This is a genomic window from Haladaptatus ordinarius (assembly GCF_054177595.1).
In genome coordinates, this window is the sequence record NZ_JBPEHH010000071.1 from 1 (window position 1) to 21,448 (window position 21,448).

29 protein-coding genes, 1 tRNA gene, 1 other RNA gene and 1 pseudogene are annotated in these 21,448 nt (G+C 61.5%); 17 read left to right on the forward strand and 15 right to left on the reverse strand.

Annotated elements, in window-relative coordinates:
• Together ACR3FF_RS19595 and ACR3FF_RS19600 are read right to left on the reverse strand one after the other, a co-directional pair.
• A pseudogene (locus ACR3FF_RS19595) lies at nt 1-156 on the reverse strand (IS630 family transposase); the annotation flags it as partial.
• Entirely contained in the window at nt 116-616 is a 501-nt protein-coding gene (locus tag ACR3FF_RS19600) for an NUDIX domain-containing protein (protein WP_458189805.1), read from the reverse strand. The pseudogene ACR3FF_RS19595 and the gene ACR3FF_RS19600, both read right to left, overlap by 41 nt.
• A gap of 215 nt (nt 617-831) precedes the next feature.
• Between ACR3FF_RS19600 and ACR3FF_RS19605 the strand changes: the two genes are divergently transcribed.
• A complete protein-coding gene (locus ACR3FF_RS19605; RefSeq protein WP_458189806.1) occupies nt 832-1,455 on the forward strand; it encodes a class I SAM-dependent methyltransferase in 624 nt (207 codons plus the stop codon).
• A gap of 50 nt (nt 1,456-1,505) precedes the next feature.
• On the opposite strand, the gene ACR3FF_RS19610 is transcribed toward ACR3FF_RS19605, so the two are convergent.
• Nucleotides 1,506-3,191 carry a thiamine pyrophosphate-binding protein gene (locus ACR3FF_RS19610; RefSeq protein WP_458189807.1) on the reverse strand — a complete coding sequence of 562 codons (1,686 nt, stop codon included), beginning with the start codon at nt 3,189-3,191 and terminating at the stop codon, nt 1,506-1,508.
• Between the two features lie 159 nt (nt 3,192-3,350).
• Here ACR3FF_RS19610 and ACR3FF_RS19615 point away from each other — a divergent pair, with 159 nt between their 5' ends.
• Nucleotides 3,351-4,340, forward strand: a complete 990-nt coding sequence (locus tag ACR3FF_RS19615) for a DMT family transporter (protein WP_458189808.1) — start codon at nt 3,351-3,353, stop codon at nt 4,338-4,340.
• 89 nt (nt 4,341-4,429) lie between these two features.
• Nucleotides 4,430-4,771, forward strand: a complete 342-nt coding sequence (locus ACR3FF_RS19620; protein WP_458189809.1) for a hypothetical protein — start codon at nt 4,430-4,432, stop codon at nt 4,769-4,771.
• Here ACR3FF_RS19620 and ACR3FF_RS19625 read toward each other — a convergent pair.
• The 3 genes from ACR3FF_RS19625 to ACR3FF_RS19635 form a co-directional block, all read right to left on the reverse strand.
• On the reverse strand, nt 4,768-5,067 hold the full coding sequence (locus tag ACR3FF_RS19625) for a luciferase domain-containing protein (protein WP_458189810.1): 300 nt from the start codon (nt 5,065-5,067) through the stop codon (nt 4,768-4,770). The genes ACR3FF_RS19620 and ACR3FF_RS19625 overlap by 4 nt on opposite strands.
• A gap of 129 nt (nt 5,068-5,196) precedes the next feature.
• Nucleotides 5,197-5,511 (reverse strand): 2Fe-2S iron-sulfur cluster-binding protein, encoded by a 315-nt coding sequence (locus ACR3FF_RS19630; protein ID WP_458189811.1) that lies wholly within the window; start codon nt 5,509-5,511, stop codon nt 5,197-5,199.
• Between the two features lie 181 nt (nt 5,512-5,692).
• Complete coding sequence (locus ACR3FF_RS19635) at nt 5,693-6,694, reverse strand: TIGR04024 family LLM class F420-dependent oxidoreductase (RefSeq protein ID WP_458189812.1); 1,002 nt, start codon at nt 6,692-6,694, stop codon at nt 5,693-5,695.
• A 237-nt stretch (nt 6,695-6,931) separates the two neighbouring features.
• Between ACR3FF_RS19635 and ACR3FF_RS19640 the strand changes: the two genes are divergently transcribed.
• The 3 genes from ACR3FF_RS19640 to ACR3FF_RS19650 are packed head-to-tail and all read left to right on the forward strand — an operon-like array spanning nt 6,932 to nt 8,198.
• A complete protein-coding gene (locus ACR3FF_RS19640) occupies nt 6,932-7,222 on the forward strand; it encodes a 50S ribosomal protein L21e (RefSeq protein ID WP_458189813.1) in 291 nt (96 codons plus the stop codon).
• A 3-nt stretch (nt 7,223-7,225) separates the two neighbouring features.
• The gene (locus ACR3FF_RS19645; RefSeq protein ID WP_458189814.1) at nt 7,226-7,582 is read left to right on the forward strand and encodes an RNA polymerase Rpb4 family protein; all 357 of its coding nucleotides are present in this window, start codon (nt 7,226-7,228) and stop codon (nt 7,580-7,582) included.
• A 43-nt stretch (nt 7,583-7,625) separates the two neighbouring features.
• Nucleotides 7,626-8,198: a DUF655 domain-containing protein gene (locus ACR3FF_RS19650; RefSeq protein WP_458189816.1), complete on the forward strand. Its 573-nt coding sequence runs from the start codon at nt 7,626-7,628 to the stop codon at nt 8,196-8,198.
• Nucleotides 8,199-8,227: 29 nt separating this feature from the next.
• Here ACR3FF_RS19650 and ACR3FF_RS19655 read toward each other — a convergent pair whose 3' ends face one another.
• Entirely contained in the window at nt 8,228-8,353 is a 126-nt protein-coding gene (locus ACR3FF_RS19655; RefSeq protein WP_458189817.1) for a hypothetical protein, read from the reverse strand.
• 173 nt (nt 8,354-8,526) lie between these two features.
• Here ACR3FF_RS19655 and ACR3FF_RS19660 point away from each other — a divergent pair, with 173 nt between their 5' ends.
• The 5 genes from ACR3FF_RS19660 to ACR3FF_RS19680 all read left to right on the forward strand — a co-directional run bounded on the left by ACR3FF_RS19660 (nt 8,527) and on the right by ACR3FF_RS19680 (nt 13,361).
• Nucleotides 8,527-9,411, forward strand: a complete 885-nt coding sequence (locus ACR3FF_RS19660; RefSeq protein WP_458189818.1) for a 16S ribosomal RNA methyltransferase A — start codon at nt 8,527-8,529, stop codon at nt 9,409-9,411.
• Nucleotides 9,411-10,568 carry a mechanosensitive ion channel family protein gene (locus ACR3FF_RS19665; RefSeq protein WP_458189819.1) on the forward strand — a complete coding sequence of 386 codons (1,158 nt, stop codon included), beginning with the start codon at nt 9,411-9,413 and terminating at the stop codon, nt 10,566-10,568. Before ACR3FF_RS19660 ends, ACR3FF_RS19665 begins: the two co-directional genes overlap by 1 nt.
• A complete protein-coding gene (locus ACR3FF_RS19670; protein ID WP_458189820.1) occupies nt 10,565-11,140 on the forward strand; it encodes a HemK2/MTQ2 family protein methyltransferase in 576 nt (191 codons plus the stop codon). The genes ACR3FF_RS19665 and ACR3FF_RS19670 overlap by 4 nt, the downstream gene beginning before the upstream one ends.
• Nucleotides 11,141-11,214: 74 nt before the next feature.
• Nucleotides 11,215-12,210 carry a 5-methyltetrahydropteroyltriglutamate--homocysteine methyltransferase gene (locus ACR3FF_RS19675; RefSeq protein WP_458189821.1) on the forward strand — a complete coding sequence of 332 codons (996 nt, stop codon included), beginning with the start codon at nt 11,215-11,217 and terminating at the stop codon, nt 12,208-12,210.
• The gene (locus ACR3FF_RS19680) at nt 12,207-13,361 is read left to right on the forward strand and encodes a methionine synthase (RefSeq protein WP_458189822.1); all 1,155 of its coding nucleotides are present in this window, start codon (nt 12,207-12,209) and stop codon (nt 13,359-13,361) included. The genes ACR3FF_RS19675 and ACR3FF_RS19680 overlap by 4 nt, the downstream gene beginning before the upstream one ends.
• A 70-nt stretch (nt 13,362-13,431) precedes the next feature.
• Here the strand turns inward: ACR3FF_RS19680 and ffs are convergent.
• From ffs to ACR3FF_RS19695, 3 genes are all read right to left on the reverse strand, one after another.
• Nucleotides 13,432-13,743, reverse strand: an RNA gene (ffs, locus tag ACR3FF_RS19685) — signal recognition particle sRNA.
• A 97-nt stretch (nt 13,744-13,840) separates the two neighbouring features.
• The gene (locus ACR3FF_RS19690) at nt 13,841-14,170 is read right to left on the reverse strand and encodes a DUF5658 family protein (RefSeq protein WP_458189823.1); all 330 of its coding nucleotides are present in this window, start codon (nt 14,168-14,170) and stop codon (nt 13,841-13,843) included.
• Between the two features lie 82 nt (nt 14,171-14,252).
• Complete coding sequence (locus ACR3FF_RS19695) at nt 14,253-14,657, reverse strand: DUF7548 family protein (RefSeq protein WP_458189824.1); 405 nt, start codon at nt 14,655-14,657, stop codon at nt 14,253-14,255.
• 81 nt (nt 14,658-14,738) lie between these two features.
• Here ACR3FF_RS19695 and ACR3FF_RS19700 point away from each other — a divergent pair, with 81 nt between their 5' ends.
• The 3 genes from ACR3FF_RS19700 (at nt 14,739) to ACR3FF_RS19710 (ending at nt 16,529) form a co-directional block, all read left to right on the forward strand.
• Nucleotides 14,739-15,062 carry a DUF5798 family protein gene (locus tag ACR3FF_RS19700; RefSeq protein ID WP_458189825.1) on the forward strand — a complete coding sequence of 108 codons (324 nt, stop codon included), beginning with the start codon at nt 14,739-14,741 and terminating at the stop codon, nt 15,060-15,062.
• A gap of 35 nt (nt 15,063-15,097) precedes the next feature.
• Nucleotides 15,098-16,078, forward strand: coding sequence for a PLP-dependent cysteine synthase family protein (locus ACR3FF_RS19705; RefSeq protein WP_458189826.1), 981 nt, complete (start codon nt 15,098-15,100; stop codon nt 16,076-16,078).
• A 178-nt stretch (nt 16,079-16,256) separates the two neighbouring features.
• Nucleotides 16,257-16,529, forward strand: coding sequence for a hypothetical protein (locus tag ACR3FF_RS19710; RefSeq protein ID WP_458189827.1), 273 nt, complete (start codon nt 16,257-16,259; stop codon nt 16,527-16,529).
• A gap of 70 nt (nt 16,530-16,599) precedes the next feature.
• On the opposite strand, the gene ACR3FF_RS19715 is transcribed toward ACR3FF_RS19710, so the two are convergent.
• The 3 genes from ACR3FF_RS19715 to ACR3FF_RS19725 form a co-directional block, all read right to left on the reverse strand.
• Nucleotides 16,600-17,010, reverse strand: coding sequence for a CoA-binding protein (locus ACR3FF_RS19715; protein ID WP_458189829.1), 411 nt, complete (start codon nt 17,008-17,010; stop codon nt 16,600-16,602).
• Nucleotides 17,011-17,091: 81 nt separating this feature from the next.
• Nucleotides 17,092-17,703, reverse strand: coding sequence for an RAD55 family ATPase (locus ACR3FF_RS19720; RefSeq protein ID WP_458189831.1), 612 nt, complete (start codon nt 17,701-17,703; stop codon nt 17,092-17,094).
• Between the two features lie 163 nt (nt 17,704-17,866).
• Nucleotides 17,867-18,748, reverse strand: a complete 882-nt coding sequence (locus ACR3FF_RS19725) for a geranylgeranylglycerol-phosphate geranylgeranyltransferase (RefSeq protein WP_458189833.1) — start codon at nt 18,746-18,748, stop codon at nt 17,867-17,869.
• Between the two features lie 101 nt (nt 18,749-18,849).
• On the opposite strand from ACR3FF_RS19725, the gene ACR3FF_RS19730 reads away from it, so the two are divergent.
• Together ACR3FF_RS19730 and ACR3FF_RS19735 are read left to right on the forward strand one after the other, a co-directional pair.
• Nucleotides 18,850-18,924, forward strand: a tRNA-Arg gene (locus tag ACR3FF_RS19730).
• Between the two features lie 441 nt (nt 18,925-19,365).
• A complete protein-coding gene (locus ACR3FF_RS19735) occupies nt 19,366-19,692 on the forward strand; it encodes a DUF7344 domain-containing protein (protein ID WP_458189834.1) in 327 nt (108 codons plus the stop codon).
• A gap of 188 nt (nt 19,693-19,880) precedes the next feature.
• Here ACR3FF_RS19735 and ACR3FF_RS19740 read toward each other — a convergent pair whose 3' ends face one another.
• Complete coding sequence (locus ACR3FF_RS19740) at nt 19,881-20,066, reverse strand: hypothetical protein (protein WP_458189835.1); 186 nt, start codon at nt 20,064-20,066, stop codon at nt 19,881-19,883.
• Nucleotides 20,067-20,369: 303 nt separating this feature from the next.
• On the opposite strand from ACR3FF_RS19740, the gene ACR3FF_RS19745 reads away from it, so the two are divergent.
• A complete protein-coding gene (locus ACR3FF_RS19745) occupies nt 20,370-20,729 on the forward strand; it encodes a DUF7344 domain-containing protein (RefSeq protein WP_458189836.1) in 360 nt (119 codons plus the stop codon).
• Nucleotides 20,730-21,137: 408 nt separating this feature from the next.
• Here ACR3FF_RS19745 and ACR3FF_RS19750 read toward each other — a convergent pair whose 3' ends face one another.
• Complete coding sequence (locus tag ACR3FF_RS19750) at nt 21,138-21,425, reverse strand: DUF7344 domain-containing protein (protein WP_458189837.1); 288 nt, start codon at nt 21,423-21,425, stop codon at nt 21,138-21,140.
• Nucleotides 21,426-21,448: the final 23 nt, after the last annotated feature.

A 21,448-nucleotide genomic window follows, 5' to 3' on the forward strand; every position in this document is an offset into this window, starting at 1 on the left:
AACATCGTCAGCTGCGTCTTCGAGTGTTGCACCCTTGTACAGTCGTTTGATAAAGGTGAGCCGCCTGCTCACCTTCTCGTCGTCAGTCTGTGTGAGCAAGCGGTCGAGATCGTCCTCACTCAGGTGTCGGACGATCTCTTTCTCCCGTCCAGTCATTACCTTCCCTACTCAGAGTCCACCTAAATCTTCTGTGAAGCACTATGCCGGTGGTGGCCGTGCGTTCCACTGCGTACAGCAGCACCAGCGCGTGTGACCCTTCGACAACCTGTCGAACCACCGCGTCGAACAGGACGAATGCGTCCGGGTCGACGACGAGGCCTGTCTCCTCGTCGAGTTCCCGCGCTGCCGCGACGTGTGGTTGCTCGCCAATTTCGACGTGACCGCCGGGAGTCATCCACTCGCTGTCGGCTTCGTACGGGGGGTCTTCTATCCTGTCTTCGTCCGCTATCTCGACGAGGAGGATGCGCTCACCGTCGACGACCGCGACGCGAACGTTCGGCGCAGGATTGTGAAAGACGTAGTCGTCACACGACTCACAGTGGTAGACGGTGGGGGTGTCGACGCCGGTCACCGGCTCCCCACACGACGGGCAGTAATCGGGCGGATAGTTACCCATACACAGTGATACGAACCACACAAATATTAAAAGTCCTACAGTAACGCCAGGGCGAGAACGCCACTCGTCGAACGTTTTTCTGCCGGTCGCGTGGAGTCTGCGGTCGAGGTAGTCCGTAGGGTCAGTTCGGCGAACCCAATCGACGACTGGAGAACACGTCTGGAATCGTACCGTTGGTCACCGGGGTTTTACGGTCAGGTCACATACGGTTACGAATGAACTCCAACGAAGTCCGGCAGGAATGGGCAGGGCGGGTGGGGGAGTACTCGCCGGACTACTACGCGTACTACGGGCCGAACGAAACGAGCGAGTCGATACACGACCGTCTCGACTCGCGACTCGACTCGACTGCGGCCATCCTGGAACTCGGTTGCAGTTCGGGTCGCCACCTCTCTTACCTCCACGAGAACGGGTTCGAAAACCTGTACGGCGTCGAAATCAACGATGAGGCGTCCGACGTGATGGAGACGACGTATCCCGACCTCGCCGCTGACGGAACGTTCTACTTCGACGCGATAGAGAACGTCGTCGGTGAGTTCGACACGGGACAGTTCGATGCTGTCTTCTCGGTCGAGACCCTCCAACATCTCCACCCCGACGACGAGTGGGTCTTCGACGAACTGGCCCGAATCACGGACGGCCTCCTCGTCACGGTGGAGAACGAAAGCGAAGTCGACGACCCAGCGTCCGACGATGTCGCCATGAAGTACATCCACGACGACTTCCCGTTGTACTACCGAAACTGGAAGCACGTCTTCGCCGAGCGCGGGTTCGTCGAGGTCGATTCCGAGCGACACGAACGAGACACGGTTCGCGTGTTCCGTAGCGAAGCAAACTGAGCGACGAGGGCCGAGAGGAGACGTCGCCCGTCGTCTGTTCACTCCGATTCTCAGTCGTGAACGAGCACGTCCACGACGCTCGGTCCGACTTCTTCTATCGCCCGTTCGACCGTCGTCTCGATGTCCTCGGGCGATTCCACGAGATACCCCGACGCGCCGTGGCTCTCTGCGTTCTTCGGGATGTCGACGGGCGGTTCGAAGTCCATCCCGACGAACTCGTGGTCGTCGTCGGTCCCGCCGAACAGTTTGATGGTGTTGTCCTTGAGGATGCGATAATTGCGGTTGTCCGGAATCACGACGGTCAGGTCCACGTCGTAGCGGGCCGCCGAGTAGAGCGTGTGTGGGTAGTAGAGATACGACCCGTCGCCGACGAATCCGACGACCGGTCTGGGGTCGTCGCGTCCTGCCTCGGCCATCGCGGCACCGACTGCGGCGGGGAGGCCGTAGCCGAGTCCGCCGCCCTTGTTCGAGATGTACGACTCGCGCTCGAAGTCCCAGCGCGTGAGCAGGGCGTACTTCGAGGTGACGCCCTCGTCCACGACGTACGCGTCCGGGACGACCGAGCGCAGCGAGTCCACGAGTTCGGCTTTCGAAGCGCGCGGGTCGTCCGATTCGTCTTCGCCCATCGACGCGATTTTCTGCTGTGCGAAGCTCTTGAACTGCGCGACGCGCTCCAGTCGGCCCGCCAGTTCGTTGTCGGCGAGGTCAACCTGCTCGGCGATGTCGTCGGCGACGAGGCCGATGTCGCCGACCACCGCGACGTCTGCTGGCGTGTTCTTACCGACCTGCCACGGGTCGTCGTTCAGGTCGACGATAGTCGCGTGGTCGGGGACGAGGTCGCGGTCGTGGCGCGTGAGCGTCGTGTTGGTCGAGCAGCCCACGAAGACGAGCGCGTCGCTGTTCATCGCGGCGGCCGCGAGGTCTTCGTCCGGTGGGATGTGAGAGACCCACTGCTCGTGGTCCGTCGGGAAAGACACTTCGCACGTTAGAATCTCGGCGTGGACGCGTGCACCGGTCGCCTCGGCGAGTCGAACCACAGCGTCCACCGGGTCGGTCTCCGAGTGCGCGCCGTGGCGGGGAACGTGGTCGCCGACGACCAGGACGGGGTCGGTTGCTTCCGCGAGCACGTCGGCCGCCTGCTCGATACCGGTCGGGTCACCCGCGCCGGGGTTCTGGATTCGACCCAGTCGCTGGGGGTCGGCCTCCGTCTCGGTCATCATCACGTCGAGCGGGAGACCGAGGAAGACCGGTCCGGTGGGCGGGGTCTGGGCGACACGGAACGCCCGACGGAGCATCGTCGGGAGCGCCGACACGTCGGTCACTTCCGCGCTCCACTTAGTGAACTGGTCGGTCATCGCGAGCAGGTCGCCGGAGAGGATGGGTTCTTTGTGGCGGAAGTCGAGGCTGTGGGCTCCCGCCGTCACGACGAGCGGCGCACCCGCTATCGACGCACCGTAAAGGTTGCCGAGGCCGTGTGCGACCCCGGGCGCGACGTGGAGGTTGACGACGCCGACCGGACATCCCGCCTCGGCCTCGTACTGGCGGGTACTGGCGTAGCCCGCGGCCATTCCGACCGCGATGTCTTCGTGCGGTGCGAGCACGTACTCCAGTTCGCTGTCGCCCAGCGCGCGCATGACGGGGAGTTCGGTCGTTCCGGGGTTCCCGAAGACGTACTCGACGCCGTAGGATTCGAGGGCCTCGGTGAAGAAGTCTGCCCCCGTGCGTGATTCTACCATGCCGGTGACTGAACGTCGGAGACTAAACCGTTTCCGGAGCGTGTGTCGTGTTCGCATTTCTTCATTGAAACAGTGTGAATCGGTAACGCAACCCCGATAATGTTGAAGTTTCTCCGGCTGATAGCCCGACTACCAACCGAAAGGGAGTGTTCGAACCGGATGTCTATCTCGAAATATCGTAACGTCGCACTGTTCTCGCTGCTCGCAACCATCTGGGGGTCGTCGTTCGTCGCCATCGAAACCGGTCTCCGCGCGTTTCCGCCCGTGCTGTTCGCCGCACTCCGCTACGACGTCGCCAGCGTCGTGCTGTTGCTCGTCGTCGCCGCACTGGGACTCCGCTGGGACGACTTCCAGTGGCGACCGACGACGCGAACCGACTGGGCACACGTCTCGGTCGGTGGGGTCTTCATCTTCGGCCTCTACCTGGCGCTCGTCTTCACCGGCCAGCAGTACGTCACGAGCGGCGTCGCCGCGGTCGTCCTGAGTCTGAAACCGGTCGTCACGCCGCTTTTCGCGCTCTCGCTCCTACCGAACGAACGATTCGACCGCCTCGAGGTCGCTGGCGTGTTGCTCGCGCTGGTCGGCGTCGTCGTGGTCGCGAATCCGACCTCGCTCGGCGGCACCGCGCTCGGCGTCGGTTTGCTGTTCGTCGCCGCGCTCGTCTTCGCACTCGCCTCGGTGCTCACCCAGCGAATTCGAACGACGATTCCGACGCTCACACAGCAAGCGTGGATGATGGCAGTCGGTGCGCTCTTCCTCCACGCGACGAGCGCCGCGATTCGTGGGTGGCCGACCGTGTCGTTCTCACCGCTCGCACTGGCGTCGCTGGCGTATCTCGCGTTCGTCGTCAGCCTCGCGGGATACTTCATCTACTTCGACCTCCTGGAGCGACTCGGCGCGAGCGAGGTCAACCTCGTGAACTACGTCGTTCCGGTCGTCGCGACCCTCTTCGGGTGGCTCCTGCTCGGCGAACCCATCACCGACACCACGGTACTCGGCTTCCTCGTCATCCTCGCCGGGTTCGTCCTGCTGAAGTGGGGGACGCTGAAGCGCGGCGTCGTGGCGGCTCGGAGACCCTCGCGCACGCTGCCGGGCGCGTCGTCGTCGGAGACGGTGGTCGTCTCGGGGAACGTCTACTACCGGCGCTGAGTTTGACACTCCACCCTAATCTACAAGAAAGACACCGACGTCCTTCTTCCCATGGCGACCTGTCCGCACTGCGAGTCCGACATCACCGAATGGGCACAGCGACTCGAACGAGCGTCGGCAGCGAGCACGCCGAAAGTCTGGACGTGTCCGGACTGCGACTCGGTGCTCGGAACCTCCGACTGGGGGTCGGCCTGATGTCCGTTTCCGGTTGGCGACGCCGCGAGGACCTGGAGGGTGGCAAGCAGATTCGAATCTGGCTCAACGAAGACGAGGACGAAGAGCTGTACGTCGAGAACCTGACCTACCGTGACGAGGGGTACGCGGTGTACTCCTACAACGTGTCGGAAGATGAGTGGGACACCATCGCCGAAACCAAGTCGAGAGCCGACGCCGTCGAGGCGGCGACCGACTGGGCCGAACGTCGGGACTAGAGAAGCGCCCGCAACTCGTCGCTCGGGTCGAGTTCGGTGAGTTCCGAATCCACGTGGAGGTCCGAGAGCGCTTCCCGACCCGTCTCGGTCGTCTGCAACGCCCTCGCGTGACGCAGATACGAGAGACGAAGCAACCAGAGCGCACCAGCGACGTCGTCGCCGCCTTCGACGCGGAAGGTCGTCCATCCCGATTCGGGGTATACGTGGTGTGGTTCGGTTCGATTTGGCGACCAGCAGTCCCGCACCCGGCGCGGAGAGGCGATATCGAGAATCCCCCACTCGTGAACGTGTCCCACTTCTCGCGAGCCGAGACGGACCTCGGTGCCCCGTATCGGTGGGCTCCCGTCTCCACTCCTTCCCAGTTAGATACGTCCGTGACGATTCTCTCTACTGGTTCAGTCATCCGATTGTCCGCACTGTGGCCATCACTTCTTCTGTCCCCAGAACCCCCCGTGCTTTCGAACGTCCACGTCGCCGAGCACCCGCGTCTGGCAGGCGAGTCGAAGTCCCGATTCGAGGTCGTGCGGTGGTTTAGAGAGACGACGCTCCTCTTTCGATTTCATCTCGCTCACGTCCCCGTCCACTTCGACGGCGCACGTTCCACACGCACCGTTTCCTCGGCAGTTCAGGTAGTGGGCGGACCCGTTGTGCGGGGTTTCGCCAGCGTCGAGAAGCACGGTACGGAGCACGTCGCCCTCTTCACACTGTATCTCCCGGTCGCGGAATCGTACTGTCGGCATGGTGTGACGATGGTTCTCGTTCCAGTTACGTCTTTCCGCGAAACGGGAGATGGCCCGGTAGAGGCACTTCGACGGGCCATCGATCCGGCAGTGGATGTCTCAGTTGGGCACGTCGCGCGTGGGGGCTTTTGCCCCGCAACCGACTCGGCACGGAACGAGAATATCGACGCTGCCTAACTGGTCAGGGAGCCAGCGCCGTCATCGTCTCGCGGGCCTCCTCGACCGTCGCGCCGCGCGGGAACCCGACCGCCACCGCATCGACCCCGTCGATGTCGGCGAACTTCTCGAACTCCTCTCGTGCGCGCTCGGGCGTGCCCGCGGCCCCGAGGTCGTCGACCAACTCGTCGGTGACGAGTTCGGTCGCTCGTTCCTTGTCGCCGTTCCCCCACGTGGAAGCGATCTCGGCGGCGAGGTCTTCGTACCCCTGTCGAGCCAGCGAATCGCGGTAGTAGGTTCCCATGCCACCGACGTAGAACGCGGCGTGTTGGCGCGCGAGATGTCGAGCGCGCTCGCCGTCCTCCAGCGCACAGCAGGTCAGCGAAAGCGTCACCCGAACGTCGTCGGGGTCACGCCCACCGAGTTCGACGCCCCTTCGCAGGTCTTCGAGTCGGTCTTCCATGCCCTCCGGCGTGAACAGCGTCGCGTGCCAGCCGTCCGCGAACCGGCCGGCGAGTTCGACCGACTTCGGTCCCATTCCGGCGGCGTCGATGGGCGGCGGCGTCTCGGGTGGCTCACAGCGGAGTCGGAAGCCACCGAGCGTGAAACAGTCGCCATCGTAGTTTACCGTCTCGCCAGCCAGCACTTTTCGGACGATGTCGATGGTCTCGCGCGTGCGACGGAGCGGGCGGTCGAACGACTCGCCGTGCCAGCCCTGGATGACCGCCGGGCCACTCGGTCCGATGCCGACGCGGAGTCGACCGTCGGACACTTCCTGTAGCGTGGCGGCGGTCTGCCCCACGAGCGCGGGTGACCGCGAGTAGACGTTCCAGATGGACGGACCGAGCCCGATGTCGTCCGTTCCGAGTGCCATCGCGGTCAGACTCGTCACGGCGTCGCGTCCCCACGTTTCGGGGAGCCACGCACGCTCGTAGCCCAACTGCTCTGCGTTCTGTGTGAGTGAGACGAGCGTATCGACGCTTGGCTGTGCCGCGACCGGGAGGTGAACCGTTCTGTCTGCGGGCATTTTCTACGAATGGGGTGTGGGGGTTCCTATCACTGTCGGTGTCGCGGCGCGAGCGACGTCCGTTCTCGGCGGGTCGGCCGTTCGAAGCGGTACGACGCTATCGATTGACCGCCGTCTTAGCGACCGCGTCCGAACGGGCCCGGAGGAAAACGGCCGAAACCGTTCGATGAAATCCGCTCGTCACAATCGCGGAACGTACGTTTTATAACGGTCACCGAACAAGAGCGACGTACGACTATGCCGAGTTCGCACGGACCGTATCACAGCACCCGAGAAAAGCTCTCGAACAACCCACGGAATCGCGGTACTTCGCCGCCACAGCGCGCCGTCCAGCAGTTCGAGGCGGGCCAGAAAGTCCACCTCAAAATCGACCCGAGCGTCCGCGAGGGGCGCTTTCACCCGCGGTTCGACGGTCGGACGGGCGAGGTCCTCGGACAACAGGGCCAGGCGTTCAAAGTCGCCATCAAAGACGGTGGGAAAGAAAAGACTCTCATCATCAAGCCTGCTCACCTCCGCGCACAGGAGTAGTCTATGACGATTTTCAAGGAAAAGCTCGACGAGGAATATCTCACCACGGCAGAGGCGAAAGAACTGCTCGCGGACATCGAGTACGAACGCGCGATGGACGAGTCCCGCGAGATGCCCTACAACCTCTCGCGAGCCATCGAGCACGTCAATCGGTTCGCCGTCCTCGACTCCGAGGAGTCCCGCGAACTGGTCGAGGACCTACAGGACCTGGACAAGGTGGACGAGCCGACGGCGTACAAGATCGCCGACCTCCTGCCGAAGGACCGCGACGAACTCCGGGCAATCTACGCCCAGGAACGGTTCACCCTCTCCGGCGACGAACTGGATGGGATTCTGAACGTCGTGGCGAAATACGAATAAACTGACCGACTCTTTAAGTTACTCGTCACCGTATCACAGCGCAATGAGCGAATCCGAGAGTGGCCAGGAAGTGGAGGCCGTAGTGCTCGACTTTCTTCCGCACGGTCGGGCGGACGACGACCGACCGCAGTACCAGAAGGAACCGCTCGCGTACGCACTGACTGAATCGGACTTCCACCTGCTCGAACTCACGTTCGAACAGGGAGAGGGTGTCGGCATCGGCGACCGCACCACGGTCAAACCGTCGGCCGAACGCGAGGGTATCGAGAAAGTGCGAAAAATCGAGTACGAGGACCTCTCTGCGGCCGCACAGTCGGAACTCGAACACGCCGTGGTGGATATCGTCGAGAGCGACGAAAGACGATTCGTGGACTTCTACAACGACGCCCAGCCCATCACCCTCCGGCTTCACCAGTTGAACCTGCTTCCGGGCATCGGGAAGAAACTGCGGAACAACGTACTCGAAGCGCGAAAACGCAAACCGTTCGAGAGTTTCGACGACCTCGAAGACCGCGTCGCCGGGCTTCACAACCCAGAAGAGGTGCTGGTCGAACGCATTCTCGAAGAGATTCGGGAAGACGACCTGAAGTATCGGACGTTCGCGCGGCGGGACTGACGGGTTTCAGCACGTGGTCCGGTCGGCGGTCAGTTCTCGTGATTTTCGAGATGTTCTCGCGTGAACTCCGAGAGGGATTTCCATCGCGTTTTCTCGCCGAGGTGTTCTATCGGCCGTCCGATGGACTCTCCGGCACCGGGCGACTCCTCCGACATTTCGACCGGCGTGATTCGCCTTCGGCGTGTGCCTCGCCCTCGAAAGTCGAGCGTTTCTGTGGGTCGTAGAAGATGGGCTCTGACAATGCGACGCGAACGCAGTGAGGGTAGTGGCTAGTGACGACCGTGACTCGGTGGGTTTAGGCCTCTCGCTCTGGTAGACCGAATCAACGATGGTACGCGCGCCACACGAGGAACACGGTCAGAGAGACCCCGACGCCCTCATCCAGCGAGCAGGCGTCCGTGGCGACCCGAACCGTGACCAGCACTTCCTCGTGGACGACCGAGTCGTCGACCGCATTCCGACGTACGCCGAGGAGATGGACCGCTCGCACGTCCTCGAAATCGGGGGCGGGCCGGGCGTGCTCACCGACCGGTTGCTCGCCGTCGCCGACCGGGTGACGGTCGTCGAGCGCGACCCGACGTTCGCCGAGTTCCTCCGTCGGGAGTTCCGAGAAGAGTGCGAGGCTGACAGACTGACGGTGCTGGAGGGTGACGCGCTGAGTGTCGACCTCCCCGCGTTCACGGCGTGCGTCGCCAACCTCCCCTACGGAATCTCCAGCGAAATCGCGTTTCGACTGCTCCCCCTGGGCAAACCGCTGGTGTTGATGTTCCAGAAGGAGTTCGCCGAGCGCATGGCCGCCGAAGCAGGGAGCGACGAGTACGGTCGTCTCTCCGTGACGGCACAACACTACGCCGACGTGAAGGTCGTAGAGCACGTCCCGCGCGAGGCGTTCGAACCCCAACCGGCGGTGTCGAGCGCCATCGTCCGCACGACGCCGCGAGCGCCGGATTACGAAGTAGACGACGAGGCTTTCTTCCTCGATTTCGTGAAGGCAGTGTTCACCCAGCGCCGGAAGACGATTCGTAACGCGATTCGCAACACGGCTCACATCTCGGGCTTGGACGACCCCGACGCGGTGGTCGATGCACTCGAGTCTCCCGATTCCGACGTACTCGACGACGACATCCTGCGAAAGCGCGCCGGAAAGGTGACGCCCGCACAGTTCGCCGCGATGGCACAGATTGCAGACGCGCTCGGACGAGGTGGTGGCTGATGGTAGAGTGGATAAAGCAGATCGGCGATGTCGCACTGCTCGACGTGCGCATCTTCGTTACGGCGTTTGTCGTCCTCTCCGCAATCGCGGTGCTCGTCCTCGCGTGGCGAATCCGCCCTCGCCTGCAAGAGCGGATGCCGAACGCGTTGTCGAACGTCATCGTCGTCGGGAGCGTCGGTATCTACCTTCTGCTGGCAGGGACGACGCTCGCTTTTCTCTGGAAGGTGGTCAACGCGGGAATCATCATCCCACAGGAGTGGACCTTCGATACGAAGATTGCTGTAAACGTCGGGTTGACGGTGGTGGCGCTCTCCGCGGCGTACGTCGTCGCCGGATTCACCCGACAGGGTCTCCAACGCGTGTCGAACCAACGCGACACGCTCTCCCAGCACCAGACGCAGGTGATGATCCGCGTCGCACAGCTCTCCGTGTACGTCGTCGGCTTCACCGCCGTACTCGGTATCTGGGACGTCGACCTCACCGGTCTCCTCGTCGGTGCCGGATTCCTCGGTATCGTCGTCGGGATGGCCGCCCGCCAGACCCTCGGGTCGTTGCTGGCGGGATTCATGCTGATGTTCGCCCGCCCGTTCGAAATCGGCGACTGGGTAGAGATCGAAGACCGGGAGGGAATCGTGACGGACATCTCCATCGTCAACACGCGCATCCAGACGTTCGACGGGGAGTTCGTGATGATTCCGAACGACGTGGTCGGCGGGAGCACCATCGTCAACCGCAGCCGGAAAGGGCGGCTACGACTGGAGGTGGACGTCGGCGTCGATTACGACTCGGACATCGAGAAGGCAGCGAATCTGGCGAAAGAGGCAATGAAGGAACCGGACGACGTGCTGTCGGTGCCGTCGCCGGAGGTCGTGACGAAGGAACTCGCCGATTCCGCCATCGTTCTCGGTCTCCGATTCTGGATCGACAAGCCGAGTGCGCGCCGGAAGTGGCGCGCACGGACGGAGGTCATCGGCGCGGTGAAACGGGCCTTCGAGAGCGAGGGAATCAAGATTCCCTTCCCGCAACGCGAACTGTCGGGGCGCGAGGAGACGGGAGGGTTCCAGGTTGCCGGCGAACGACAGCGCGAACTCGGTACGACGGCGAGCAGCAGCCAAACTGACGGCGGCAGACAGGAAGACGACGGCGGTGAGCGATGACGGACCTCGGAGAGCGACGCGGTGTCGAGACGGCGGTGTACCAGCCGGCGGAGGACTCACACCTGCTGGCCGAGGTGGCTGCGGCGGAGATAGGCGAGAACGAACTCGTGCTCGAAGTCGGGACTGGGTCGGGGTACGTTGCGGCAACCGTCGCCGACGAGACGGGCAGTCGAGTGCTCGGCTCGGACGTGAATCCTCACGCCTGCGAGCGTGCGCGAGCGCGTGGCGTGGAGGCGGTTCGGGCGAATCTCGTCGAACCGTTCAGAGATGGGGTCTTCGACGCCGTGCTGTTCAATCCGCCCTACCTCCCGACCGACCCGGACGAGGAACGCGACGACTGGATGGAACGTGCACTGTCCGGCGGCGAGTCGGGCCGAGCAGTCATCGACCCGTTTCTCGACGCCGTTGGGCGAGTGCTCGCCCCGGACGGTCGCGTCTTCCTCCTCGTCAGTAGCCTCGCGGGTGTCGAGGAGGTCGTCGAACGGGCCAGCGACAACGGATTCAGCGGGGTCGCGCTCCGCGACGAGTCGTTTCCCTTCGAGACGCTGACGGTGATAAAACTGGTTCGCTGACGGAAGAGAATAACTCTGGGTAATTTTCCAGGATGGAAAATATTAAACGCCAGCATACCATACGGTCGGCTACGATGACCGAGCGCGTCGCAACGACACCGGGTATTTTTCCCCTTCCGGATTGGGCGAAAGACGACCTCGCTGACGTAAAGGGCCACCAGAAAGACGACCTCATCTCCGGCGACGAGGGGCCGGAACTGAGTTCCATCTACGACGACGCCCGCAGCGAAGTCGTACAGGCACAGCAGGACGCCGGCCTCGACCGCATCGTGGAGGGACAACTGCGCTGGGACGACATGCTCGCCCACCCGCTCGCGGTCCACGATTCGGTGGAGACACGGGGTATCGTGCGCTACTACGACAACAACAACTTCTACCGCGACCCCGTCGTGGTCGACGAACTCACCTTCGACGGCGACGTGGCGGCAGAACTCGAAACTGCAGGGGACCTCACAGACGACTTGCAGGCCGTCCTCCCCGGCCCGTACTCGCTCGCCGACCTCGCGACCGACGAGTTCTACGGCGACGACGAGGAGTTCCTCGCGGCGGTCGCGGAGTTCCTGGCCGGGGAAGCGGCGGCATTCCCCGACGTCGAGACGTTGTTCCTCCTCGAACCGTCGCTCGTGACGAATCCACCCGGGGACGGAACGGACGCCCGCGCCAGCGAGGCTATCGACGCGGTTGCGGATGCGACCGACGCCGAAGTCGTCGTCCAAACCTACTGGGGGTCACTGGACGAGAAGGTCCACGCCCACCTGCTCGACGCCGGCGTAGACGCGGTTGGGTACGACCTCGTCACCGACCACGAAGGGAGTCTCCACAACGTCAACGAGTACGGAACGAAAGATTCGGTCGCGCTCGGCCTCGCAGACGGGCAGAACACGCTGGTCGAGTCACCCGAAACCATCGCCGAGCGCGTCGAGTGGTTCGAAGAGAACACCCCCGTCAACGAGTTCGATACCGCCTATCTGACGACGAACACCGAGCTATTCTACCTCCCGTACAACAAGTTCGAAGAGAAACTCGCGGCGTTGTCCGAGGCGGCGCGGTTAGAGGAGGTGAAAGCATGAGCAGCGAAATTCCGGAGGAACCACGAGCAGGCGAGGTGAGCCACGTTCGCGACCAGTTCAGGCCACCGGAACACGACACCGACCACTTCATCCTGACGACGGTCGTCGGAAGCTATCCGAAGCCGAAGTGGGTAGACAGGGCAGGCGACCTGTACGAAGACCCGGACGCGGACTTCGACGAACACGCCTTACAGGAGGCACAGGACGACGCTTCGCGGCTCATCACCCGCGAACACGAACGCGCTGGTCTCGACGTGGTGGTCGACGGCGAGATGCGGCGCAACGAGATGGTGGAGTATTTCGCCCACCGTATCGATGGCTACGAGTTCAACGGCCCGGTGAAGGTGTGGGGTCACAACTACTTCGACAAACCGAGCGTGGTCTCGGAGGTCGAGTACGACGAGACGTGGCTCGTCGACGAGTACGAGTTCACGAGCGAGGTGGCAGAACGCCCCGTCAAAGTACCCATCACCGGCCCGTACACGCTGGCAAGTTGGAGTTTCAACGAAGCGTACGACGACGTAGAGTCGCTCGCCTACGACCTCGCCGACCTGGTCAACGAGGAGATAGAGAAACTGGTCGATGCCGGAGCACGCTACATCCAGATCGACGAACCCGCGCTGGCGACGACGCCCGACGACCACGCCATCGTCGGGGAGTGTCTCGAACGCATCGCGGACGGCATCTCCGTGAGCGGCGCGAACGGAGGCCAGTCGGACTCGTCCGACGACGTTCCGGACGACGTCTACCTCGGCCTGCACGTCTGTTACGGCGACTACTCGCGCATCTATCCCGAGATTCTGGAGTTCCCGGTCGACGAGTTCGACCTCGAACTGGCGAACGGCGACTACGACCAACTGGACGTGTTCCGCGACCCCGAGTTCACAGCGAACCTCGCACTCGGCGTGACGGACGCCCACGATGCCAGCGTCGAGAGCGTCGAGGAAATCAAAGCGAACATCGAGAAGGGCCTGGAAATCGTTCCGCCGGACCAGTTGACGGTGAGTCCGGACTGCGGGCTGAAGTTGCTCCCGCGCGAGGTGGCCTACGAGAAGATGGCAAACATGGTGCAGGCGGCGCGGGAAATCGAGGCCGAACTGGACGCCGGTGAAATCGACGTCCGTCGCGCCCCCGTGAGCGCCGACGACTGAACACCGACCGAACATCGATTTTCTACGTCTTCGAAACGCGACGCTACCGGGAGTGATGAACGAAGTATGAGTGTGGACGGCCGGAGTTGCCCGGCGTTCCGGGCCGGGGAATCCCGGTTGCCTTCTCCACCCCGCGATCCTACGAGCGACAGGTGTCCGATGGTCCGCTGCTCACTTCCGTGCCTGACGGATTGCCACCGACGAACTGCGACGAGACACCCCTGCGAGTGTTCGACGCAGACCGCTGTCCCCGCAGGACGAGGCTTCTGCGTTGGCTCCCGGGGCCCGACCCGGTCTGACCGGACTCGTCCGGTGTTCGGTTCCCGCTCAAGACCGTAGCGCGGGTGACGAGCAGGGCCTAACTGCTCAACCTAGTCCACCACCAAGTAGCCGATACCACCTTAAGGGCCTTTCGGGTTTCCGTTTGCGTTTCGTCGAGGCGAATCGTGTCCAACGATGCGCAGTCGTCGACTTTCTCGTCAGCCGACAGTCGCGATGGCGACGAGGTTCGAGAGGACGACCAGTGCCCCGACCACGAGATAGACGAAACTCCCGAGCCTGAAGGTTCGCCGAGAACGATGGGTCAACCCCGAGAGGACGACCAGCAAGACGACGGTGACTGCTTTTACGAGCACGAGCCCGACCAGTCCCAACTCCGCGAGCAAGTGCGCGACGAAGGGATTTCCTTCCTCGAGTCCGAGTTCAAGTCCCACTCCGGTCGTAACGACGTCGCCGAGCATCACCCCGAGCACGGCGACCAACAGCGGCAGAGAGACGTGTGACCACAGGCGTGAGTGGGATTCCGACACGGAAGCACGTCCGGCGTCTCGTCACTTTGTTATAGCCTCACTGAACGACAGTAACAGGCCGCTGCGGTGTGAAAAGGGACGGTTACAGAACCGTTCGCGCGTACCAACCTGCGCTTGCGGGGACGGTAAGCGTCACGAGGAAGAACGCCCAGCGATGGTACGTCAGTGAGTCCATTCGGGCCGCTTCCACGAGAGTGTCGGGTGGCGTCACGGCGGCCCACCAGAGCGTGATGAGGGCCATGAACGCCCCGAGAGCGAGCGTGACGCCGGCGACAGTCGCCGGGTCGGTGCGCTCTTTTACGCCCGAACCGAATGCGACGACCGCGACGAGTGCGAACAGCGTATCGAGCAGATGGACGGGCACCGGAATCGTCCCGTAGTACGCGCCGACGGCGATCGAGGGTGCGAGAAAATACGGAAGTGAGAGGAACGCGAGCACTGCCAGAGACGACACGATACCAACTTTCGGCGCGAGTCGCTTGCTCATATCCGAGACCACTCACGCGAGCGAGTTAAGCACCCCGCTTGAGTCGGAAAAATCACATTACTTCGGAACGAACCCCGCACCATGGGACTCGGAAGCACTGCAAAGAAGATTCAGAAAGTCGCCGACACTGCCGAAAAGCTGTACGCGAAGCTAAACGAACTGCGCGAGCAAGTGCTCGCCATCCGCGATTCGTTGGAGGCGACCGACGAACGCGTCCAACACCTCGAAACCGAGAACGCGAAACAACGAGCACTCATCGAGGCGCTGGCCGAAGAACAGGGAATCGACGTCGAAACCGTGATAGACGACGTGGACGACCAGACTGAAGGAGACGAGCCGACAGACAAGACCACGACGGGCGACGAGACGAAAACGGACGACGAGACGCCGGAAGCGAGCACATAACAACGACTAACAGCCCCGCCTTCCTCGTCTCGGGTATGACGACACATCGGGAACCGCTCGACTCGGTGCTCGACACCGTCGGGCGAACGCCCCTCGTTCGCGTCCACGCTGCACCGGACGACGTGCCGGTGTACGCGAAGTTGGAAACGTTCAATCCCGGCGCGAGCGTGAAAGACCGCATCGGAAAGTACATGGTCGAACAGATGCTCGAACGCGGTGACCTCGCGCCCGGCGGGACGGTCATCGAACCGACCGCTGGGAACACGGGAATCGGCTTCGCCATCGCGGCCGGCCAACTCGACGTGAACGCCGTCTTCGTCGTCCCCGAACGGTTCAGCGTCGAAAAACAACAGCTCATGCGCGCGCTCGGCGCGGAAGTCATCAACACCCCGACCGAAGACGACATGGCAGGGGCCATAGAACGCGCTCACCAACTGGCAGAGGAGACCGAAAACGCGGTTGTCCCCCAGCAGTTCGAAAATCCGCTGAACGTCGAAGCCCACTACGAGACGACTGGACCGGAGATATACGACGCGCTCGATGGCGACGTCGGTGCCATCGTCGCTGGCTGTGGCACGGCTGGAACGTTGATGGGGCTGGCGAGGTACGCCCGCGAACGGCACCCCGACACCTACGTCGTCGCCGTCGAACCGGAAGGTTCGCTCTACTCGCGGACGAAAGGCGAAGACGCAGCCGAAGAAGACTACAAAATCGAGGGAATCGGGACGCACGACCCGACGACGAACGAACTGTTCGAACCCGACCTCGTGGACGAAATCGTTCAGGTGTCCGACCGCGCGGCCCACGACGAACTGAAACGGCTCGCGCATGAGGAAGGCCACCTCGTCGCCTCCAGCGCGGGCGCTGCCAGTGTCGCGGCTCGCGATGTCGCCGAGAAGATTCGCGACGGCGAGGTCAATGCCCCCGCCGATTCGGTCGTCACGCTCTTTCCCGACTCTAGCGAACGCTACCTCTCGAAAGGCATCTATCGCTCGTTCGAGGAGTGGGAGAGCTAGTCGTTACGAGCGACCGGAGAGCATTTTCATACTAGATGTCTTCACAAACTGTTCCCGAAAAGCGGCGAGGCAACCGTCACCCCCCCCGACAACATCCGTACGCCGAGCGTCGTGAAAGCTATCTGTTCGGAGAAGGCGAAAAAGTACTTCAACAAACTGTCGAACAAAGTGTCCTGCGATGGAACTCGAGAAACTCAACATCGACGTCGAAGAGCGAGAACACGACCTCGAAGTTGAGAGGTTCAAGGTAGACATCGACTTCGACAAAGAGTTCGAAAACGAATCCGAGCTGGACCCCGAGGAACTCGTCGAAAGAATCCTCGAACAGAAAGGGTTCAAGGTTCGTGACCTCGTGCTCACGAAGAAACTCCGAGACGACCCGCGTGCAGCTAAAGAATGTGTTCACTTCACGCAGGGCGACCACGAGTCCCTCTGGGTCTGCGTCGAGTAATTGACCGGACGTCTATTCTTTTCCATTCGAACCGGACGTTCGTACCACCATCCGCTCGCGCTCGTTCACCCTATCGCATCAGCCGACCGTGTTCGACCTTCATGCACTTGTCCTGGACGACGCGTTTTCCCGCATCCTCGGCGCGTTTCGCGGCGTCGTCGTCTCGAATACCCAACTGCGTCCAGATGACGTCGACGTCGTCGCGTTCGAGAGCCCTGTCCACGATGTCGGCGACTTCGTCGCTCGGTCGAAACACGTCCACGACGTCGATGTTCTCGTCGACGTCGACGAGCGAATCGTACGCCTCGCGGCCGAATATTTCCTCGGCGAAGGGGTTGACCGGGACGACGTCGTAGCCGTGCTCGCGGAGGTACTTCGGAATCTCGTGGGCGTCTTTGCCGGGCGTCGAGGAACACCCCACGACCGCCACGGTGTCGAGTTCGAGGATGTCTCGGAGTTCGTCGTCGCGTTCCACTGGCATGAAAGAGACGACGCGGCGCTCGCGCAAAAGAATTCGGCCTCGTCGTCTCGGCTGGCACTCTTCGACCGACGTTCTCCCGACTCACAGCGGTTGCCAGTCCGTCGTCGGAGCGACGCCTTTTATCCGTACTTCCGACTCGTTGCCCTCGGCCTCTCGAACCTCGATTTCACCGTCGAACAGTTGGCGGAGCGTGCTCATCGTTCGGTCGTCGTGAGCGGTCGAGTCGATGAAGAAGAGTCCGAGGGCCTCCGCGCTCTGGATGCGTCCCGTGAACACGTGCAAGAATCTGAAGACGGTCTGGAGGTTCGAGTACATGAGAAGCGTCGAGAGCGAGTCGAACATGATCCGATTGGTTCGCAGGTCCGAGTCGTAGAACTCCTGGAGAAATTCCGTGAGTTGGATGCCGATGCCCATCATATCGACAGGCGAGGAGGTGTACTCGATACCTTCGGTTCGGCGGGTGGTCATCCCCTGTTGTTTCGAGACACAGTCCACGACACCGATACCGGGTACGGAACCATCGACCCGTGATTCGTACTCGGAGAGCACCTGTTCGCCGCCGTCTTTCGTCGTCACGATAATCGCACCGTCGCCGTCTCTGCCGCCGGTCGTGAGGATATCGAATGTGAGGTTTCGTTTCCCCGTCATCGGCGGCCCCGCAACGAGCAGGTTCGTCCCCGGACCGACTTCCATCCCCGAGAACAACTCGCCTAAATTATACCTGATGGCTCCTCACGGCAGCGTGGCGGACGAGGGAAGGTTGATGCTGTGTCGAAGTTCTCCCCCGGTGTCATCTGGGGAGTATATATTGTGTTCGACTTATATTCTTTTTGATTGCCAACTGGTTCATGCGTAGTCACAGGAGCACGGCGACTCGGCCGATTACGAACGCGATGGCAGCGAGAAACATCCCGTACTTCAGGTGATTCTGTCCCGCGGTCGGGTCGGTTCGGCTCTCGTAGGCCGCATAGAGCATGATGGCGTCCGCTGGAATTACGATTGCGAGATACGGGACGCCGAAGGTTCCCCAGAGATAGGGGAGCGGACTCGCTCCCACGGCGACGACGAGCAGAATCGACCCAATAGCGATGGCGGGACGCGCGCCGATCGCCAGCGGAAGCGTGTTCAGTCCCTCCTCCCGGTCGCCAGCCATGTCCTCTACGTCTTTGACGACCTCGCGCGTGAACGTCGAGAGTGCGGCCAGCAGGAAGAGAACTGCCGGCGCACGAATCGCACCGACCGGAACGACGGTGCTCCCACGTTCGACTGCGACAGCCACGCTCCCGAACAGGAACGTGCTCCCGCCGAGATACGCGACGACGGCGTTTCCGACGCCGGGCAGTCCCTTGAACAGTTTCGTGTACGCTATCAGCGCGAGGAGGTTGACCGCCGCGATAGCGAGCGCCAGGAGGGGGAGCGTGAGTGCCACACCCACGGCTCCGAGGAACAACAGGGCACTGAATACGAGTGCATCCCGTGGCGAGACGGCACCCCGTGGAATCGGTCGGTCGGGTGCGTTGATGCGGTCTATCTCTCGGTCGAAGTAATCGTTGATAGCGTTGCCCGCACCGGTTGCGAGCCAGGTCGCCAGCACGGCTGCACCCATCTGCACGGGACGCGGGTCCGTGAAGACGCCCCCTGCGACGAACGCTCCGATGAACGTGAGCACCCCCGCCGCGAACGCGTTGCCCGGACGCGTGAGTTCGAACAGTCCTTTCACACGTCCAGCAGTAGCCATACGGCGACGTACTCGCGCCACCTGGTATAAATGGACTGGAAGTACTTTCGCCGACGCGAAACCACGACGCTTAAAAGGTGTCACGCGATACGTGTGAGTACGGGCGCTTAGCTCAGTCTGGACAGAGTACTTGGCTTCGGACCAAGTTGTCGCGGGTTCAAATCCTGCAGCGCCCATCCTGCTGCATCATCATCCGAATCCAATCGCCTGCGGCGGGTTCCTTATAACCCAGCGCGCAGACCGGCAAGGTGATTTGAACCTGCTGCGGGTCGCCATCAGTACCGTCCCTCGATTTGCAGAGAGTTAAACGTGAGATAGCCGATAAACGTATCGCCGCAACCTCCACTATGGTGTTTCACCACTCGAGGATACTACCACTGGTGGCTCTATTGAAAATAATCAGCGGCTGATAGAACCGGCGTGCTGAATAGAGAGCGCATACGCAGCAGTGGTCATATCCTATCACTGGTTTTAAGGGGCTTATTATTCATGCAGTGCTGGTTTATTGGTGGCAGTTGAGATAAGACGCCAAAATGTCTGACGATGGTTCGAAAACAGATGGAGGTGAAAGAAGTAGTGGGGTGGGAACTCCTCGTTCACTGACTCGCCATCCGACTGTGACCGAAAACCTCGACACTATTTTTAAGCTGTTGAGTGACGCTCGCCGTCGCTATCTTCTTTACTATTTGTACACAATGGAGGGAACCGTTACCGAGTTCGAGGCGGCGGTAAACGCGGTCTACACGCACGAAACGGCTGGAACAGACACTGACAACCATTCGACCCGTGAGGAGGTCCGTATCGATTTACGCCATACTCATCTCCCACGGCTTGCGGATGCAGGGGCGGTTGACTACGACCGCCGACATGGTACGATTCGGTTCACAGACTCCCCCGCGCTCGAAGAATGGGTTGACCACGCCCAATATAAGGAGTTCGATTGAGACAGATGCACACCGAACTCAACAACCAGTGAGTGTGGAATAGGAGATAGACGTCCTGTCTGCAGCACACACTGAAACCTATCACCGGTTGCTGGGTACACCACTGCCTCGCTGATGGTGCACTCCGTCACCGTCACGCGCTATCCGCACCATCAGTCACGATACTATCGCCGATAGTGGAGGCTGTCTCATGCGTCGTCATCGCGTTCTTGGTCGTCGTTCTTTGCCGGGTCGTAGAAATCAGCCTCATCGAGCGATACGTGGGTATGGTCTGCCACATCAAACGTCCCCTTCTCGGTCAGGTTCCGGTATGCAGGGTCAGCTTCACGGGCACGAGCGTCGGTGGCTGTGCCGGGCGTCGTAGTTGGAACCATCGCGAAACGAATTATCGAGTCCCACCGAGAACGCTATTCAGGTATAATCGGATGTGGGGGAACCGACCCCGCCAAAACTGAACGCCGACGGCCTCATCACCCCCCATTTGCCGATAGGGACGGGACGTCAGTACGCCCAGTGCTTCGTTTTGCAGCCGATGTGTCAGCGTACGCCCAATATACTGATATAACAGGGAGTAAAACCATTAAGATTGATGGGTGGTAACATATGGCAATCAGAGGACGCCCAACACGACAATCCACGAAACGACACCCTCACCGATTGAACGAGAGGAATCCCCCATGACCCGACTTACTGGCACGGGGTCGTCTACTGGACATGCACCCTCACTGTCACTCGACACGTGCTTTGAACTCTTGGCCGACCGGTGGCGTCGCCACCTGCTGTGCTACTTCGCCGAAAATTCGTCGGTCACAGCGACCACCGATGAACTCGTCGGCCATCTCATTCAGGAGGACACTTCGGCAACCCCTGACGATACGACGTGGGTCAAACTCGAATTGCACCACAAACACCTCCCGAAGCTGGCTGCGGCCGGCGTCATTGACTATGACCGGCGGGATGAAACCGTCCGGTATCACGGTGGAAAGACGCTTGAAGACGCTGTGGCGTTCGCAGCAACCATAGAACACTCACAATAGTGATGACAACGTGGTCAGGGGGAGCTGCCACGAGAACCCCACCGCAAAAAGAACACGGATGGACGGTTCAACCCCGTTCGTATTCGAGACGTATCCGGCGTCATCAACGAGTGTTACCGCAGGTTGCTTCGTGGTAGGTCGTCTTCAGTCACTGGTTGGTTCGCGCGGGTCGGTGACGAATTCATGCAGACCGCGGGTGTAGCGGTGAATCCATCCCGTGTTGGTCAGTTCACGGAGGTAGAACTTGACGTTGCCCTTCGTAATACCGGTTTTCTCATGAATCGACCGTACGACGTTTGTGACAGCAGCGCAGCAACTCGGTGAGCCGCTGCAAGATACCGGGCGCGTATCTTTCATCCCACACCCACTGGCTGGTGAGTTCGTGGTGCGGATTGTTCACTGCACGACTTACGGCCAGTCGTCTGGCAACTCGTCTTCATGGTCGTCCATTAATGTGAGGAGTGGGGCGATGTCATCGAAATTCGGCCCCCGTCGAATCGTCTCTGTGCCAGGATTCCACTCGATATAGCCATCATCGGCCAATTTCGGAAGGTGGACGTGGCGTAACTGCGTCTCTAATCGTCTGAGTTCGTCGTCCGCCCATTCGTATTCGGTTAAGAGGCTAAATCGCAAGCCGACGGCTACCTGAACTCGTAGAGCGAAGGGGAGGTTGTATGAGACTCTCCCCGGATGCAATTACATCGCTGCTGACTTCGCTC

What these genes read in the sequence shown, in the direction of transcription:
- ACR3FF_RS19600 (WP_458189805.1), bottom strand. Translation starts at nt 616, where the DNA reads ATGGGTAACTATCCGCCCGATTACTGCCCGTCGTGTGGGGAGCCGGTG.
- ACR3FF_RS19605 (WP_458189806.1), top strand. Translation starts at nt 832, where the DNA reads ATGAACTCCAACGAAGTCCGGCAGGAATGGGCAGGGCGGGTGGGGGAG.
- ACR3FF_RS19610 (WP_458189807.1), bottom strand. Translation starts at nt 3,191, where the DNA reads ATGGTAGAATCACGCACGGGGGCAGACTTCTTCACCGAGGCCCTCGAA.
- ACR3FF_RS19615 (WP_458189808.1), top strand. Translation starts at nt 3,351, where the DNA reads ATGTCTATCTCGAAATATCGTAACGTCGCACTGTTCTCGCTGCTCGCA.
- ACR3FF_RS19620 (WP_458189809.1), top strand. Translation starts at nt 4,430, where the DNA reads ATGGGCACAGCGACTCGAACGAGCGTCGGCAGCGAGCACGCCGAAAGT.
- ACR3FF_RS19630 (WP_458189811.1), bottom strand. Translation starts at nt 5,511, where the DNA reads ATGCCGACAGTACGATTCCGCGACCGGGAGATACAGTGTGAAGAGGGC.
- ACR3FF_RS19635 (WP_458189812.1), bottom strand. Translation starts at nt 6,694, where the DNA reads ATGCCCGCAGACAGAACGGTTCACCTCCCGGTCGCGGCACAGCCAAGC.
- ACR3FF_RS19640 (WP_458189813.1), top strand. Translation starts at nt 6,932, where the DNA reads ATGCCGAGTTCGCACGGACCGTATCACAGCACCCGAGAAAAGCTCTCG.
- ACR3FF_RS19645 (WP_458189814.1), top strand. Translation starts at nt 7,226, where the DNA reads ATGACGATTTTCAAGGAAAAGCTCGACGAGGAATATCTCACCACGGCA.
- ACR3FF_RS19650 (WP_458189816.1), top strand. Translation starts at nt 7,626, where the DNA reads ATGAGCGAATCCGAGAGTGGCCAGGAAGTGGAGGCCGTAGTGCTCGAC.
- ACR3FF_RS19655 (WP_458189817.1), bottom strand. Translation starts at nt 8,353, where the DNA reads ATGTCGGAGGAGTCGCCCGGTGCCGGAGAGTCCATCGGACGGCCGATA.
- ACR3FF_RS19660 (WP_458189818.1), top strand. Translation starts at nt 8,527, where the DNA reads ATGGTACGCGCGCCACACGAGGAACACGGTCAGAGAGACCCCGACGCC.
- ACR3FF_RS19665 (WP_458189819.1), top strand. Translation starts at nt 9,411, where the DNA reads ATGGTAGAGTGGATAAAGCAGATCGGCGATGTCGCACTGCTCGACGTG.
- ACR3FF_RS19670 (WP_458189820.1), top strand. Translation starts at nt 10,565, where the DNA reads ATGACGGACCTCGGAGAGCGACGCGGTGTCGAGACGGCGGTGTACCAG.
- ACR3FF_RS19675 (WP_458189821.1), top strand. Translation starts at nt 11,215, where the DNA reads ATGACCGAGCGCGTCGCAACGACACCGGGTATTTTTCCCCTTCCGGAT.
- ACR3FF_RS19680 (WP_458189822.1), top strand. Translation starts at nt 12,207, where the DNA reads ATGAGCAGCGAAATTCCGGAGGAACCACGAGCAGGCGAGGTGAGCCAC.
- ACR3FF_RS19695 (WP_458189824.1), bottom strand. Translation starts at nt 14,657, where the DNA reads ATGAGCAAGCGACTCGCGCCGAAAGTTGGTATCGTGTCGTCTCTGGCA.
- ACR3FF_RS19700 (WP_458189825.1), top strand. Translation starts at nt 14,739, where the DNA reads ATGGGACTCGGAAGCACTGCAAAGAAGATTCAGAAAGTCGCCGACACT.
- ACR3FF_RS19705 (WP_458189826.1), top strand. Translation starts at nt 15,098, where the DNA reads ATGACGACACATCGGGAACCGCTCGACTCGGTGCTCGACACCGTCGGG.
- ACR3FF_RS19710 (WP_458189827.1), top strand. Translation starts at nt 16,257, where the DNA reads ATGGAACTCGAGAAACTCAACATCGACGTCGAAGAGCGAGAACACGAC.
- ACR3FF_RS19715 (WP_458189829.1), bottom strand. Translation starts at nt 17,010, where the DNA reads ATGCCAGTGGAACGCGACGACGAACTCCGAGACATCCTCGAACTCGAC.
- ACR3FF_RS19720 (WP_458189831.1), bottom strand. Translation starts at nt 17,703, where the DNA reads ATGGAAGTCGGTCCGGGGACGAACCTGCTCGTTGCGGGGCCGCCGATG.
- ACR3FF_RS19725 (WP_458189833.1), bottom strand. Translation starts at nt 18,748, where the DNA reads ATGGCTACTGCTGGACGTGTGAAAGGACTGTTCGAACTCACGCGTCCG.
- ACR3FF_RS19740 (WP_458189835.1), bottom strand. Translation starts at nt 20,066, where the DNA reads ATGGTTCCAACTACGACGCCCGGCACAGCCACCGACGCTCGTGCCCGT.
- ACR3FF_RS19745 (WP_458189836.1), top strand. Translation starts at nt 20,370, where the DNA reads ATGACCCGACTTACTGGCACGGGGTCGTCTACTGGACATGCACCCTCA.